Origin of the sequence: Pseudomonas sp. FSL W7-0098, assembly GCF_005930585.1 — a bacterium.
In the GTDB taxonomy this organism is placed as follows: domain Bacteria; phylum Pseudomonadota; class Gammaproteobacteria; order Pseudomonadales; family Pseudomonadaceae; genus Aquipseudomonas; species Aquipseudomonas bubulae.
Genome location: NZ_RXHW01000019.1, coordinates 1 through 14,313 on the forward strand (window position 1 = coordinate 1; position 14,313 = coordinate 14,313).

At 55.7% G+C, this 14,313-nt stretch carries 13 protein-coding genes; 4 read left to right on the forward strand and 9 right to left on the reverse strand.

Annotated features, from left to right (window positions below; translation table 11 throughout):
* Positions 1-1,004 precede the first annotated feature (1,004 nt).
* Both FHL07_RS23290 and FHL07_RS23295 read left to right on the forward strand, forming a co-directional pair.
* Positions 1,005-1,247 (forward strand): hypothetical protein, encoded by a 243-nt coding sequence (locus FHL07_RS23290; protein ID WP_138738958.1) that lies wholly within the window; start codon positions 1,005-1,007, stop codon positions 1,245-1,247.
* Positions 1,240-2,169, forward strand: coding sequence for a site-specific integrase (locus tag FHL07_RS23295; RefSeq protein WP_138738959.1), 930 nt, complete (start codon positions 1,240-1,242; stop codon positions 2,167-2,169). Before FHL07_RS23290 ends, FHL07_RS23295 begins: the two co-directional genes overlap by 8 nt.
* Positions 2,170-2,528: 359 nt before the next feature.
* On the opposite strand, the gene FHL07_RS23300 is transcribed toward FHL07_RS23295, so the two are convergent.
* From FHL07_RS23300 to FHL07_RS23330, 7 genes are all read right to left on the reverse strand, one after another.
* A complete protein-coding gene (locus FHL07_RS23300) occupies positions 2,529-3,239 on the reverse strand; it encodes a replication initiation protein (RefSeq protein WP_138738960.1) in 711 nt (236 codons plus the stop codon).
* Positions 3,240-3,403: 164 nt separating this feature from the next.
* Positions 3,404-3,616 (reverse strand): chromosome partitioning protein ParB, encoded by a 213-nt coding sequence (locus FHL07_RS23305; RefSeq protein ID WP_138738961.1) that lies wholly within the window; start codon positions 3,614-3,616, stop codon positions 3,404-3,406.
* 20 nt (positions 3,617-3,636) lie between these two features.
* Positions 3,637-4,266: a ParA family partition ATPase gene (parA, locus tag FHL07_RS23310; RefSeq protein ID WP_073510313.1), complete on the reverse strand. Its 630-nt coding sequence runs from the start codon at positions 4,264-4,266 to the stop codon at positions 3,637-3,639.
* Positions 4,267-4,589: 323 nt separating this feature from the next.
* Complete coding sequence (locus FHL07_RS23315) at positions 4,590-7,712, reverse strand: type I restriction endonuclease subunit R (RefSeq protein ID WP_138738962.1); 3,123 nt, start codon at positions 7,710-7,712, stop codon at positions 4,590-4,592.
* The gene (locus FHL07_RS23320) at positions 7,709-8,761 is read right to left on the reverse strand and encodes a PDDEXK nuclease domain-containing protein (RefSeq protein ID WP_138738963.1); all 1,053 of its coding nucleotides are present in this window, start codon (positions 8,759-8,761) and stop codon (positions 7,709-7,711) included. The genes FHL07_RS23315 and FHL07_RS23320 overlap by 4 nt, the downstream gene beginning before the upstream one ends.
* Complete coding sequence (locus FHL07_RS23325; protein ID WP_202979108.1) at positions 8,758-10,089, reverse strand: restriction endonuclease subunit S; 1,332 nt, start codon at positions 10,087-10,089, stop codon at positions 8,758-8,760. The genes FHL07_RS23320 and FHL07_RS23325 overlap by 4 nt, the downstream gene beginning before the upstream one ends.
* Positions 10,079-11,809: a class I SAM-dependent DNA methyltransferase gene (locus FHL07_RS23330; protein ID WP_138738964.1), complete on the reverse strand. Its 1,731-nt coding sequence runs from the start codon at positions 11,807-11,809 to the stop codon at positions 10,079-10,081. Before FHL07_RS23330 ends, FHL07_RS23325 begins: the two co-directional genes overlap by 11 nt.
* Positions 11,810-12,012: 203 nt before the next feature.
* On the opposite strand from FHL07_RS23330, the gene FHL07_RS23335 reads away from it, so the two are divergent.
* Both FHL07_RS23335 and FHL07_RS23340 read left to right on the forward strand, forming a co-directional pair.
* Positions 12,013-12,393 carry a DUF2513 domain-containing protein gene (locus tag FHL07_RS23335; protein WP_138738965.1) on the forward strand — a complete coding sequence of 127 codons (381 nt, stop codon included), beginning with the start codon at positions 12,013-12,015 and terminating at the stop codon, positions 12,391-12,393.
* Positions 12,390-13,352, forward strand: a complete 963-nt coding sequence (locus tag FHL07_RS23340) for a tyrosine-type recombinase/integrase (protein ID WP_178084407.1) — start codon at positions 12,390-12,392, stop codon at positions 13,350-13,352. The genes FHL07_RS23335 and FHL07_RS23340 overlap by 4 nt, the downstream gene beginning before the upstream one ends.
* 68 nt (positions 13,353-13,420) lie before the next feature.
* On the opposite strand, the gene FHL07_RS23345 is transcribed toward FHL07_RS23340, so the two are convergent.
* A complete protein-coding gene (locus FHL07_RS23345; RefSeq protein WP_138738966.1) occupies positions 13,421-13,882 on the reverse strand; it encodes a hypothetical protein in 462 nt (153 codons plus the stop codon).
* 198 nt (positions 13,883-14,080) lie between these two features.
* A complete protein-coding gene (locus tag FHL07_RS23735; RefSeq protein WP_178084408.1) occupies positions 14,081-14,236 on the reverse strand; it encodes a hypothetical protein in 156 nt (51 codons plus the stop codon).
* Positions 14,237-14,313 lie beyond the last annotated feature (77 nt).

The window sequence follows — 14,313 nt, forward strand, 5'->3', positions numbered from 1 at the left end:
ATCCTCCACAGAAAAGCGTCATCCACAGCCCCTTCATCGCACACCTCTGATTTCGTTCGAGAGGCAAACGTTAACCGTGGGTCTAGGTGTGTCATCGAAGTCCCACGAAATTCTTCAGTTCCCCAGTTGGGAACTGAAGGTACCGCGATGGTTTGCCAAGGGAACGGCAACGCCATTTCGGTGAATCGTGCGTGCCGGCTGTGAAATGCTGATGATTCCCAGTGAGTCATCAGCGATATTTGAAAGCCTCTGAGTGAATGGCAGTGCAAGTCCAAAGGTCGCTGAGTGAAATCTCAGTGGTGGGAGGATGAATGTCAGTGATTCCCGAAGGGTTTCGCTATGAACCGCAGTGGTTTAGCAGAGTCATCCCAAAGCTTTTCCAAATAGAACTCAGTGGCCTCATAAATCTCCCCCAAGGCACCTTGATGCCCCCCAATGGTTTTTCAGCGATTTTTGTAGGCTTTTCACGATCCATTTTGTTCCTGAACCCACATAAATGTTGCGTAAATAAATATCAATATCCCCGCTACGTAACGCAATAGAATTGCTATTACATAGCGGGGATATTGGATATCTATAAAAAACGCTACAAATACAACGCGACCAAATATCGCTGGATAATCCCAGTATGGACACGTATCCTGTGCTTGCCGAAACCGAGCTACCCGGCGCCCCGACGCGACGTCATCGTCACCGAAGGGCATAGGTGGAAGGGGGTTCTGATCAACGTGATTCGTTGATCAGAACCCCCGCACGTCGAGTGCTGATACGTCATCGTATCGATGGCAATCGACACGGAGAGCCAACCGTAAACGGGCATCAGGTCGCGCAAGCCAGACTTTAAACGGCAAGACCGAGACCAGACTCGTAAACCAGGAGGCGTGATCAGTCCCCGCCTGCACAACCGTGCAAAGGGGGGCGAACAGGCACTAGAGATATCGCGCAAGCGGGAGTGTCGCTGAACCGTCGATGCGGTCAGTTGTTCTTACAGAAGGAAAACCGAAATGGAACATTTAAACGTCGAAGCGGTTGCCGCCCGGCTCAAAGCGCAGTCCAAGGAACGTCGAAAACCCCGGACTTACGCCCAGCAGCGCTCAGTGCTAGATGAACACAAATACTATTTATTGAGCCTGGATAACCTTGGCTGCAACGGCACGCAGTTACAGACCTGGCTTGCTGAACAGGGAATCACTGTCGCGCGTTCAACGGTAAATCGCTGGCTGCACCAAAACCGGCAGGATGGCTAAGTTCGCTAAACCGGCAACACAGGCTGCCTCAGTGATGAAGCAGCTGCAGGGTGGGCGCATCAAATCGGTCAGCACCGTCCGCAACTACGAATCCCGTCTGAAACAAATCACTGTCTATCTCCAAGAACAGCGCCTAGGCAGTCTGCGGGACATGACGCCTGCCAGCGCCTTGGACTACCTGCGCGAGCGCGCAGCGGTTGTAGGCCAGAAAACGCTGGATATGGAGCGGCAAGCCCTTCAGTCGATGATGCAACACGTCACTCATCGACTGGAGGCAGGTAAAACCCTGGACGTCATCAGAAGCACTGCTCCTAAATCCAACACTGGGAAACCAGGACAGCCAACACTCGGAAGGCGCCTCGCTGAGGAATCCAGGCTGTACACCCGTGCTCAGGTTGCGCTGATCGTAGCCAGACAGTCGCCCCACAATGCTCTGGCCACCGAGATTGCGTATGCCGCTGGCTTACGTGCCCATGAGCTGCTAACCCTGCGGCGCATCCATCACCAAGCACCGGATGAGCGCCCGGCACATGCTCTGAAGTTTGTGGGTATCCGTGATGAAACCCTCGGTTATACCGTTTACGGTAAGGGAGGCCTGACCCGTGAGGTTCGTATTCCCATACCGTTGGCCAAACGCCTGGAAGCAATACGTCTTGTAGACCCCATCCGAACTACGGATCGAGGCGTTCATTATCAGCAGCACTACGGACTGGGTGGTGGTCAGCCCTGGAGTAAGTCTTTTGGTGCTGCCTCCAAAGCAGCCCTTGGTTGGTCAAAAGGAGCGCATGGGCTCAGGCACTGTTACGCCCAGGAGCGATTTAGCACAGTGCAATGCTACCTACCACGCGAAGAAGCTAAGCGTGTTGTGTCTCAAGAGCTGGGGCATTTCAGGCCTGAGATAACTGAGACCTACCTACGTTGACCAGACAAGGCCGAGTCTAGGCCCTGACACTGATTACTTGCGCGCGTAGCGTGCATGCCGTAGGCAGCGCCGCGAAGGAGCGAAAGGCCGTTGCACGTATTTGCAGGGGTGTGCGGTTTTCTCGGCCTACAGCGACTGGAGGGGCGCTATGCGTGCGTTTTTTCTTGTTTTGATGGATAGCTTTTTAAACCTGTTTTTTCTTGTTTTTAATCTTGTTTTTAGCACCCCTGTAGCCCTTGTGGTACGCGGGGTTTGGGGTTTAAGTAGCTAAGGATTCCGGGTTGAAAGACTAAGGATTCCGGGGAAAGAGCTAAGGATTCCGGGTTGAAAGACTAAGGATTCCGGCTGTTATCCACAGACTATGGGAAATTTAGCCGCATCTGATCGTCATCCCTGAATTTGAAGATCAGCCGACTGATCGCCCTTCCCTTTTTCTCTGTTGTCAGCTCAATCAGAAGGCCGCTTTTCTTCCTAAGTTCCGCAATGGCAGGATCTAGTACCTTGAGTTTAAGGTTGCTGTAACGCTCGTAGGACGGTCCTAGCTCTAGTAACTCCCGGAAACCCTCAACGCTGACAGTGTAGAACCCCGTGCTTTTGAACTGCTGTAGTAGTTCAAACAGCCTGATTGAGTGGGTAGAGGATAGGTCTGCGATTCGCTTTAGTTCATATGTCGTGAAACTCTTGTTCAGGTGGACCAAATACGGCTGCACGTGGACGGTAAAGTACAGTTTTGTCTCCCCTCCTCCATCCATGTAGTCCACCCGGTCAACCCAGCGAAAGCGGCTTTTGTAGCGACCATCGTATGTTTTTATGTCGCGCTCATAAAGCGACGATGTCGCCTCTTTCAAGGCCTCATAGGCGTGCTTGAGCGGGATTCCATACTGCTCTGAAAAATCAGGGGCGGTGATCGAAATAGGTCGAGGCATTGGTTTGCGAGGGTCAATCTGAGAAATAGCGGCCAACAACAAACGCTGCTCATTCAGGGTCAGCTTGTAAGCAGCTTTCACCAAGTCATTCGACTTGGTGACGTTTTTCTTAGATGGCCCAGACTCCGACAGATCACTCTTCATAAGACTAAATCCTTCAAAAGGCTTCGCCTCATCATAACTAGCTAAAACATAAATATCTATTAGCTGTTTAACCCGGAATCTTTAGTCATTTCCCACTGGGGTACCACTCAGATTCACACAAAAACCACTGAGAAAATCAAAAACTCATTTACTTTTTTTATCAATTACTCAGGAAGTGCTGCGACATACTCAGTCAGTAGCTCCTTGATCGTTTTACCTTGCTTGGCCGCGTATATTTTCAGCTTGGTGTGCTGATCGGCTGGAAGCTGAAAGTTAACCCGCTTTATTTCTACGTCATCGGACAGACTGGCGAGGGTAGCTGCCTTGTTCCTAGCACTCGGGCGACCAGCTGTGAGTGCGCCTGTATTTTTACTCATTAACTTTTTACCTCAAATGCTTAAAGAAGTTTTTGCTTAATTTCATTTGCTAGGGCGCGAATCTCATCAGCGGCATCGCTGTCCGGTTCTGCTTCTAGAACCGTCGTGCCGAGTGCTGCTGTACCTGGGTAACTGACGCGCTGGGTGATACGAGAATCCAAGACAGGTAAGCCGTAGCCAATCAGAGCTTCGGTGATTTCCCCACCAATACGAGTGCCCTTAATAGCCCGCGACACCACAAACGCAGCCTGCAGGCGGCCATCTGTGAGTTCGATACGTTGCTTGACTAGTTCAACAAGGTCGGCTGTCGCCCAAATATCGTAGGGGCTAGGCTGCACCGGGATCAGTATGAAATCAGCGGCCTTAATAGCCGATACAGCTAGATCTGCCGCCTGGGGTGCGCCGTCGATTACAACAAAATCTTTGCGGGCGACGTTCTTCAAGTCACGATCAATGGTCGGGCGGTCTATGCCGACGACGGTTAGTGGTTGGTCTTCACGCACTGCGGCCCAATCACGGGCGCTACCCTGAGGGTCTGAATCCACGAGCAGAACATCGGCACCATCCAGTTGTAGGGCACGTGCCAGATGGGTGGCTATGGTCGTTTTCCCCGACCCTCCTTTCTGGTTCAACACAGCTATAACCTTCATTAGGCACCTAAGCGTAAAAGAGTTAATTATCAAATACTCATTGAATCATAGCAAATAGATCAAGTGCGTAAAGGGTAGCGTCACTACTTACAGCGTTTGGCGAAGGGGTTTTACTCAGGGAACCGAGGCCTAGTTCCAAAAATAAAGGGATCTGTTTACCCTGGATTTCCCCCTACCATACTGAAGGCCGCTGCCGGCAAGGCGGCTAGATGGAACTCGACGGCGGTCAGGCGACACCTGTAAGGCAGATTCATTGCCCAGAGAAAAGGTGTCGCATGCTTCTGTCTCGCTGTCCCCTACGGACAGGCTCGATGAGCTCACGCCTATAACCACGCCTCACAGAGCGTTTCAGCTTGGTTGAGAATCAGCTGAGCCGCTTCCTCGGCTTGATCCGGCGGGTACTTGTACTTGCGCAGAATCCGCCGTACCAGAATGCGCAGTTTGGCCCTCACGCTTTCACGGCTGCTCCAATCGACGCTGACATTAGCCCGTAGGCTAGCGGTCAGTTCGTGGGCAATTTTGGCCAGGATCTCGTCGCCCAGTTCGCGCACCGAGGCCTCGTTGTTGGCCAAGGCATCGTAAAACGCCAGTTCGTCATCGTTGAGCCCAAGCCCATCGCCACGCTGGCTCGCGGCGGCGAACTTCTTGGCCATTTCGATCAGTTCCTCAATGACCTGGGCGGTTTCGATCGAGCGGTTTTGGTAGCGTTTAATCACATTGGCCAGTAGTTCGGAAAACTTCTTCTCCTGGGTCAGGTTGGTGCTGTAACGGCTTTTGATTTCGCCTTCGAGCAAACGCTCCAACAACTCTACCGCCAAGTTCTTTTCGGGAAGGTTGCGCACCTCAGCGAGAAACGCGTCGTCGAGGAGGCCGATATTGGGCTTATCCAGGCCCACGGCCTGGAAAATGTCCACCACCTCGCCGGAGACCACAGCATTGCCGATGATCTGACGGATGGCCAACTCACGCTCGTCGTCGGTCTTTTTCTGTTGGCTGACTTCACGCTTGATCAAGATCACCTTGATCGCCTGGAAGAACGCCACTTCCTCGCGGACGGCTTTGGCTTCATCCAAGGTGCAGCACAGCGTGAAGGCCTTGCTCATGGCTAGTGCAGTATCGGCATAGCGCTTCTTACCGTCTTCCAAGCCCAACACATGGTTGGCGGCCCCGGCGAGCAGCTTGTGCCCGCCGGTGAGAAAATCGCTGCAGTCGAAGCCATGCAGCAGGCTGCGCAAAACGTCGAGCTTCTCCTCCAGTACCGAATAGGCTTCATGGGCATCCACGGTCGGCCGTCCCTTGCCCTTGCTGCCGGTGTACTCCTTGAGCGCGGCTTTCAGCTCATTGGCGATACCGATGTAGTCCACCACCAGACCGCCCTGCTTGTCCTTGAACACGCGGTTAACTCGGGCAATGGCCTGCATCAGGTTGTGGCCTTTCATGGGTTTGTCCACGTACAGGGTGTGAACACACGGCGCATCGAAACCGGTTAGCCACATGTCACGGACGATCACCAGCTTGAGTGGATCGAGCGGATCCTTGAAGCGTTTTTCTAGGCGTTTTTTGAGCTGTCCTGAATAGATGTGCGGTCGCAGCAAGGCCTTGTCCGACGCGCTGCCGGTCATGATGACTTTGATCGCACCTTTCTCCGGATCTTCGTCGTGCCACTCTGGACGCAAAGCGACGATCTCGTTGTATAGGTGCACACAGATCTCGCGACTCATGCCCACCACCATGGCCTTGCCGGGCATCTGCCCCATGCTCACAAGCCCCTGATTACGCTCCTCAAAGTGTGTGACCAGGTCGGCTGCCACGCTTTGAATCCGAGGCTCGGCCCCGACCACTTTTTCCAGTGCGGCCCAACGGCTTTTCAGGCGCGACTGCTGGTCGTCCTCTTCATCTTCGGCCAGTTCATCGACCTGATCGTCGATCGCGGGTAGCTCACTCTCCTTCAAGGACAATTTGGCCAGCCGCGATTCGTAGTAGATGGCAACTGTGGCACCGTCTTCAGTGGCCTGCTGCATGTCGTAGACGTGAATGTACTCACCAAACACCGAGCGGGTGTCGCGGTCTTCGCTGGACACCGGGGTACCGGTAAAGGCCACGAAAGTAGCGTTCGGCAGCGCATCGCGCAGGTGCTGGGCATAGCCCACCTGGTAACGGGCCTGGCTCTCGGCGGTCTGTAGCCCGTCCGACGTTTTCAGCTCTGCGCCAAAGCCATACTGGGTGCGGTGCGCTTCGTCGGCGATGACCACGATGTTCGAGCGGTCGGACAGCACTGGAAAGGTGTCTTCATCCACTCCAGGCATGAACTTCTGGATCGTGGCGAACACAATGCCGCCACTGGGCCGGTTGGCCAGCTTGGTGCGCAAGTCACCGCGTGACTCCACTTGGACTGGCTGTTCGCGCAGTAGATCCTGGGACAGCGAGAACACCCCGAACAACTGGCCATCCAGGTCGTTGCGATCGGTGATCACCACGATGGTTGGGTTCTCCATCGCTGCTTCCTGCATCACTCGGGCGGCGAAGCAGGTCATAGTGATGCTCTTGCCCGAGCCCTGGGTGTGCCAGACCACCCCGCCCTTATGGGTGCCCCCGGGACGCGACGCAGTGACCACCTGCTGAATGGCGGCGCGCACGGCGTGGAATTGGTGATAGCCGGCAATCTTCTTTACCAGCCGGCCGTCATCCTCGAACAACACGAAGTAGCGCAGGTAATCGAGCAGCATCTTCGGCGCCAGGGCACCGCGTACCAACGTCTCCAGCTCGTTGAATTGACCTAGCGGGTCGAGATCTTTGCCGTCGATGGTGCGCCAGTTCATGAAGCGTTCGGCATCGGCCGACAAGGAGCCCATGCGCGCCTCGCTGCCGTCGGCGATCACCAGGATTTCGTTGTACTGGAACAGATCCGGGATCTGTTCCTTGTAGGTCTGGATCTGGTCGAAGGCTTTGCCCAGGTCGGCGTTCACATCGGCCGGGTTCTTCAGTTCCAGCAACACCAACGGCAGGCCATTAACGAACAGGATGATGTCCGGACGCCGGGTGTGTTTCGGCCCCTGGATGCTGAACTGATTGATCGCCAACCAATCGTTGGCTTTCACCTCAACCCAGTCGATCAGACGGACGAAGTCGCCTCGGGTTTCGCCATCTTTTTGGTACTGCACCGGTACGCCGCTGACCAATAGGCGATGGAACAGGCGGTTGGCCGACAGCTGTACGGGTAGGCCCAGCTCGAGCACCTGCTTGAGCGCATCTTCGCGCGCGGCCAATGGCACCTTGGGATTGAGCTTGGCCATGGCGCTGCGCAGCCGCTCGACCAAGACCACCTGACGGTAGTTGTCACGCTCAGGGCTCTCGCCGTCATAGGCGATAGTCGGGCCGTACACATGGGTGTAGCCCACCTCTGCCAGCCAGCCGAGGGTTTCCTGTTCCAATTGGTCTTCGGTCATTCCACTTCACTTCCTGTGTTCAGTTCACCGGCCAGCTCCGCCTCGATCTCGGCAATGCTCGGCAGATTGCGGCCCAAGGTGTCGGGCAAATCCCGTAGGAGTTGGTATTCGGCGACGCCGATGGGTTTGTCGATACCCGACAACGCGTACTCGGCCACTAGGCGGTTCTGCTGTTTGCACAGCAGCAGACCGATGGTGGGTTTGTCGTCCTCGGCCTTGATCTGTGCATCCACCGCCGCCAGGTAGAAATTCAACTGGCCGGCGTGTTCGGGTTTAAAGGCTGTCGCCTTGAGCTCCACGACCACATAGCACTTGAGTCGGGTGTGATAAAACAGCAGGTCGATGAAGAATTCATCACCACCGACTTCAAGGCGAAACTGTCGGCCGACGAAGGCAAAACCGGCCCCTAACTCCAGCAAGAAACGGGTGATATGACGGATCAGCCCTTCTTCGATTTCGCGTTCCTGGGCGTCGTGGCCCAAACCAAGAAAATCGAACAGGTACGGATCTTTTAGGGTTTCCTGGGCCAAGGCCGAATCAGCAGCGGGCAGGCGTGTGACAAAGTTGGTGACGGCTGAGCCTTGGCGTTGCTGCAGACGGCTCTTGATGTTCAGCTCCAAGGTGCTGCGTGACCAGCCCTGCAGCACGGTTTGTTGCGCATACCACTCGCGCTCGGCAGGACTGTCCAGCTTGGTCAGCAGGGTCACCACATGGAACCAGGGCAATTGGTCAGCAGGCTGCTGACCAAATTGGCGATCCGGACAATGCTGAGCGAAGAAGCGCATGTACTTGAGGTTGCTGGCTGACCAGCCCTTCATATCCGGAAAAGCATCCTTGAGGTCGCGGGCCAGGCGCTCAATGACCTTGGCACCCCACCCATGGGCCTCCTGGCGCTGTTGGATCTCGCCGCCGAGGCGGTGATACAGCTGCACCAACTCGGCATTGACGGCCAGCGCCGCCCGCTGCCGGGCCTGAGTGATGTCGCCTTTAAGCTGAGTCAGCCAGTCGACGTAGCCCTCAGGCAGTGCGGGAATCGTTCCCTTGCTCATGCACAAACTTCCTCGACCAGAACCTCGGTTTCCGGCAGACGCAGCTGGCCGGAGATCAGGCGTGGTAGTAGGGTGTCGCGGAGTTGGGTGAGGGTTTGGGCTTGGCGTTCGTTTTCGATCAGGCGCTCGAAGATAGGATCTGCAACGTTCGCGAAAGCGACCAATACATTAGCTGATGGCACCAATGCCGGAATTGGGCGGAACGCCTTTTTGCTAATTTCCATAAAAGTCGAGCCATTGGCGCGTGCTTTGATGCCTTCCATGTTCTGCCGGCACCAGAACAACATGTACAGCGGTGACAGCTCGCCACCGGTGGGAATGGCAATGTACCCCTGGTTCACCGCGATAGGCATTTGTGCTATTGCCAAATAGCCAATCGGTGCACGAGAAGACAGCAATAAAGTACCCGCAGACAATAATCCAGAGCTCACCTTTGCCAGCCCTAATGTCGAGAGCTTGCGTTCAGTATTGAGCAATACTGGCGATTGCAGCCCTGATAAATCTTTTGGTGTTGTCCAGGCATGCTCGGCCGGCTCCCAATAGCTTGGATCTTTGGTATTAGGTGTACCACCGCCAATGCATTCGACAGCATCACCAATCGGCTTAACCAGCCACCCCCTCGGCACCAAACCCAGTTCTGACTCTTCGAAACTGTCGGGAAACAGCGCTGCAGTGGCCGCATCCATGCCTTCCGGATCAAGCCCTTCAGCCTTGGCGCGCACCGGGTCGAAATCGACAAACCAGGATTTAAACAAGGCTTGGGCGATGGCTTCCAGGGTGGCGTTGGTTTCGCGTAGCAGGGTGATGCGGTCGTCGAGAGCCTGCAGAAAGCCTGAAACCTTGTGCTGCTCTGCTAAATCGGGACACGGGACATTCAAACCGATTAAATCGGTTGCAGTAATACTCGTGGCAGCAGTTTGCTTAGCAATGGACTGTATTAATTCTTTGCCTTGTTGGGACTTGAAAAAATAATAGAAAAATCTTGGATCAGCCTTTGATCGATCAAATCTAATTCGGAACAGGTTCGACTCGAAAATTGGCGTGTCTCTAGGCTGACAAAGCAAAGCACAGTCACCAATACCCTCTAACGTTAGAGAGGTACGACCAAATAGGAGGTCACCATCCTCACAACCAAATCTTTCTATTTCAGAAGGTGTTGCATCAATTCGCATCATTGCCTGATTTTTAATGAAGTCAATTCCATATATGTCCTTCATTTTTATCCAGCGACAACCAACTCCTTGGTGCTCAGCGCCCTTATAAAGGCCATTACGCGGCTTACCAGATAGCAAAGTCGAAAGCTGAGTGCTGTGCCACTTAGAATTCATAGCCCAGCCCCCCGAGCTTCTGCCGGATCAACTGATCAAGCTCCGCTCCCTTGGCCAGTTGCTCACCCAACAGGGCGGTGAGGTTCTGCATCTTTTCGGCAAAGGCCTCATCGTCGTCTTCCACTGCTTCGGCCCCGACATAGCGTCCCGGCGTCAGCACATGGCCGTGCTCGGCGATTTCGGCGAGGGTCACGCTGCGGCAGAAGCCGGGGATATCGCTGTATTCCGCAATCTCTCCACCCACATCCAGCGGCACCCCGCGCCAATTGGCCACCGTCTGCGCAATGCGTTCGATGTCGCTGTCGAGCAGTTCGATCTGCACCCGACTGACATTGGTACCGAGCTTGCGCGCGTCGATAAACAACACTTCGCCAGGACGAGCGACTTTCTGTTTGGTGAGGAACCACAGGCAGGCCGGGATCTGCGTGTTGAAGAACAGTTGGCCAGGCAGCGCGACCATCACTTCCACCACATCCGCTTCAACCATGGCCCGGCGGATGTCGCCTTCAGTGTTCTGGCTGGAGCTCATCGAGCCGTTGGCCAGGACGATGCCGGCCCGGCCGCTGGACTTGAGGTGAAACAGCATGTGCTGCAGCCAGGCGTAGTTGGCATTGCCTTGCGGCGGCGTGCCATACACCCAGCGCGGGTCACCTTCGAGGCTGCCGTGCCACCAGTCGCTGATATTGAACGGCGGGTTGGCCAGGACGAAATCGGCGCGCAGATCGCTGTGCTGATTGCGGATAAAGGTATCGGCCGGCTCACGGCCAAGGTTGAAATCAATTCCACGGATCGCCAGGTTCATCGCCGCCAAACGCCAGGTGGTCGGGTTGGACTCCTGACCATAGATGGAAACGTCGCCGAGCTTACCGCCGTGGGCTTCGATGAATTTTTCCGACTGGACGAACATGCCGCCGGAGCCGCAGCAAGGGTCGTAGACCTTGCCGTGGTGTGGATTGAGCACCGCCACCAGGGTTTTGACGATACTGGCTGGGGTGTAGAACTGCCCGCCCTTTTTGCCTTCGGCACTAGCAAATTGGCCGAGGAAGTATTCATACACCTGGCCGAGCAGGTCGCGGGCCTGGTGGGCGTCGCCACCGAAGCCGATGGTCGAGATCAGATCGACCAGCTCGCCGAGCTTGCCATCCGGCAGCTGGGCGCGGGCATAGCGTTTGTCGAGGATGTTTTTCAATGGCGGGTTTTCCGCTTCGATAGCGGCCAGGGCCTCGTCGATGCGTTTGCCGATGTCCACCTGCTTGGCGTTGGCCCTGATCGACTCCCAGCGGGCCACTTCCGGTACCCAGAACACATTCACTTCTTTGTAGTAGTCGCGCTCTTCCAGCTCGCTGGCCAGCAGTTCGGCGTCCTCACTGCCCAGGTAGTAGTCATCGCCGGCATCGGCAAAACGCCGCTCCAGCTCGGCGCGACGGCCGGCGAAGCTGTCGGAGATGTACTTGAGGAAGATCAGCCCGAGCACGATGTGCTTGTACTCGGCGGCGTCCATGTTGGCGCGCATCTTGTCCGCGGTGGTCCACAGGGTTTTCTGCAGGTCCTGCAGGGTGCTGCTGATCTGACTGGCGACGGCTTTGCGTCCCCTCTTTTTCGGCGCTTCAGGTGCTTCGGCGGGTGTTTCCTCTACCGAGGTATACCGGGCGCGAGCCTCGTTCAGGGCCTGAGTCGCAAGGCTGCTGGCCACCTGTTCGGCACCTTTTTGATCCGTCATGCACTGCTCCTACATCCCACGCCGATGAAGTGCGCGGTAAAAAAATGAACATCCGGACGCCGAAGCGCCGGGCGAAGATGGGCTGCATGATAACGGGTCGATGGCTTTTCGTCTGACTTCCTCGGCGCCGGGGTAGCCGTTGGCCATCTCTGGTTTCTATAGGTGATAATGTCCTTTATCACATATAGGAAAGGGAAACTCCGATGCAGCTCGACAAAGACCTGGTGCGCGAGATTTTGCTGGCCATCGAGGCGAGTGATCACAGCCCTGAGGAGGGCATCACGCTCTCGCTGGAAAACCGGACATCTCGGGAAATTTCTTATCATGTGCTGCAGCTACACGACGGAGGGTTTCTCATCGGGCAGGACGCTTCGTTCTTATCAGACACCTTTCCCGTCTGGCAGGCCAAGCGCCTGACTTATAAAGGCCATGAGTTTCTCGACACCGTTCGCGACGGCGAAGTCTGGGCGCTGACGAAGACCGGCGCCGAAAAAGTCGGCAGTGCGAGCCTCAGCCTGATGTTGGAACTGGGCAAAGCCTACGGCAAGCAGGTGCTCAAGGAGCGCTTAGGGATCGAGCTGTGAGCGGACTCGTCCGGAGGCGCACTGTCCCGGCGCAGGTGCCGGCACTGATCCGTCAGGCCGACGAGCGCGCGGGGACGCGCTTTCTGGAGTTCTTCACGGCCAATATTCGCAACCCGAACACCCGCCGGGCGTATGCCAGGGCCACTCAGGATTTTTTAACCTGGTGTCATGTCGTAGGTGTGTCCAGCCTGGCAGATGTAGCCCCGTTGCACGTCGCTACCTGGATCGAGCTGCAGCTGCAGACATTGGCCGCCCCCTCGGTGAAACAACGTCTGGCCGCGATACGGCATCTATTCGACTGGCTGGTGGTGGGTCAGGTGGTGCCGCATAACCCGGCCGCTTCCGTACGTGGGCCGAGCCATACCACTCGCACCGGCAAAACGCCGGTGCTTGATTCGTCCGAAGCACGGCAACTGCTGGAAAGCATCGACAGCAGCACTCATGCAGGACTGCGCGATCGGGCGCTGATTGCGCTGATGGTGTTTTCGTTTGCACGGATCGGCGCAGCGCTGAGCATGAAGGTCGAGGACGTCTACACGCAGAACCGGCGTCTATGGGTGCGGCTGAGGGAGAAGGGCGGCAAGCAACATGCAATGCCCTGCCATCATTCTCTGGAGGTGTACCTCCATGCGTACCTGGAAGGCGCAGGGATTGAGGATGACGCGAAAGGGCCGCTGTTCCGCACCATCGCGCGTGGCACCGGACAGTTAAGCGCTAATGCACTGCCTCAAGCCAATGCCCATGCCATGGTGCGTCGGCGCGCCTTGACGGCGGGAATCCAGACGCTAATCGGTAATCACACGTTTCGGGCGACCGGGATCACCGCCTACCTGAAGAACGGCGGCACCCTGGAAAACGCGGCGGCCATGGCTAACCATGCCTCGACGCGGACAACGCAATTGTATGACAGGCGCCGAGAGGAGATCAGCCTGGATGAGGTCGAACGGATTCAGTTGTAACCTTATCAACCCTCTCTCGAAATCTACCCCAGGCTGAAATTTTGTGCTCGCAGAGCCTGTGACACAGGTTATTTCTTATCCATCCGTACCCATTCTTTGCTCAATGGAGAGAACATGCTGTTGCAGGAATCGCTGATACATTTCAAACCACGATCATCGGCCGCCTGTGCATACACGTAGGTTGCATTGTCGCCACCTTTCAGACTGAAAATGACCTTGTCGCTTTTCTGCTCGACACTGAACTCACTTGCAAAGCTCAGGCTTCCATACTGGAATCTGGAGCGGGTAGCTGTACTTCCTTTGACCTCTAGAACAACCTCACCAGGCCTGTATCCCGCCGCCTCATAACGACCGTCCCAGCTTTTTCCGCATCCAGTCAGGGACAGAGCCACTGGAATAAAAACGGCGCAAATTGCCAGTCTGAACGTTGCTGTATTCACCACGCTGGACACTCCCTGTACTCCTTTAAAGACGTCATCCAATGGTTGCAGGCTGCAACCAAAATTCACTTCCAATGCCAAGGATGTCATGTCGGCCTCACTACCTTCCGGCTGCCATTGAGCTCGGAAACGAATAATTCAGCGCGAAATGGATCCAGCCATAACAGCAGCGGCATCCGGTACAGGCGTAACACTGTTCCATCATTCGCAACGATCACAGACCGCGTCGAAGATGCCGACCAGACCAGCTCCGGACAGAGACAACTGATGAGTATTAACTCGTCCAGATCAGCGCTCATCATGATTTACCCCCTCCCGATGCTCCAGCCACACCGCCCAGCCCCACAAAACGATGCCCAGCCCCCACAGCGCAACAATGCTCCACAGCGGCAACCAGCGATGTGAACCGATCCACAGCCCCAATCCTCCACAGAAAAGCGTCATCCACAGCCCCTTCATCGCACACCTCTGATTTCGTTCGAGAGGCAAACGTTAACCGTGGGTCTAGGTGTGTCATCGAA

What these genes read in the sequence shown, in the direction of transcription:
- FHL07_RS23290 (WP_138738958.1), top strand. Translation starts at nt 1,005, where the DNA reads ATGGAACATTTAAACGTCGAAGCGGTTGCCGCCCGGCTCAAAGCGCAG.
- FHL07_RS23295 (WP_138738959.1), top strand. Translation starts at nt 1,240, where the DNA reads ATGGCTAAGTTCGCTAAACCGGCAACACAGGCTGCCTCAGTGATGAAG.
- FHL07_RS23300 (WP_138738960.1), bottom strand. Translation starts at nt 3,239, where the DNA reads ATGAAGAGTGATCTGTCGGAGTCTGGGCCATCTAAGAAAAACGTCACC.
- FHL07_RS23305 (WP_138738961.1), bottom strand. Translation starts at nt 3,616, where the DNA reads ATGAGTAAAAATACAGGCGCACTCACAGCTGGTCGCCCGAGTGCTAGG.
- parA (WP_073510313.1), bottom strand. Translation starts at nt 4,266, where the DNA reads ATGAAGGTTATAGCTGTGTTGAACCAGAAAGGAGGGTCGGGGAAAACG.
- FHL07_RS23315 (WP_138738962.1), bottom strand. Translation starts at nt 7,712, where the DNA reads ATGACCGAAGACCAATTGGAACAGGAAACCCTCGGCTGGCTGGCAGAG.
- FHL07_RS23320 (WP_138738963.1), bottom strand. Translation starts at nt 8,761, where the DNA reads ATGAGCAAGGGAACGATTCCCGCACTGCCTGAGGGCTACGTCGACTGG.
- FHL07_RS23325 (WP_202979108.1), bottom strand. Translation starts at nt 10,089, where the DNA reads ATGAATTCTAAGTGGCACAGCACTCAGCTTTCGACTTTGCTATCTGGT.
- FHL07_RS23330 (WP_138738964.1), bottom strand. Translation starts at nt 11,809, where the DNA reads ATGACGGATCAAAAAGGTGCCGAACAGGTGGCCAGCAGCCTTGCGACT.
- FHL07_RS23335 (WP_138738965.1), top strand. Translation starts at nt 12,013, where the DNA reads ATGCAGCTCGACAAAGACCTGGTGCGCGAGATTTTGCTGGCCATCGAG.
- FHL07_RS23345 (WP_138738966.1), bottom strand. Translation starts at nt 13,882, where the DNA reads ATGACATCCTTGGCATTGGAAGTGAATTTTGGTTGCAGCCTGCAACCA.
- FHL07_RS23735 (WP_178084408.1), bottom strand. Translation starts at nt 14,236, where the DNA reads ATGACGCTTTTCTGTGGAGGATTGGGGCTGTGGATCGGTTCACATCGC.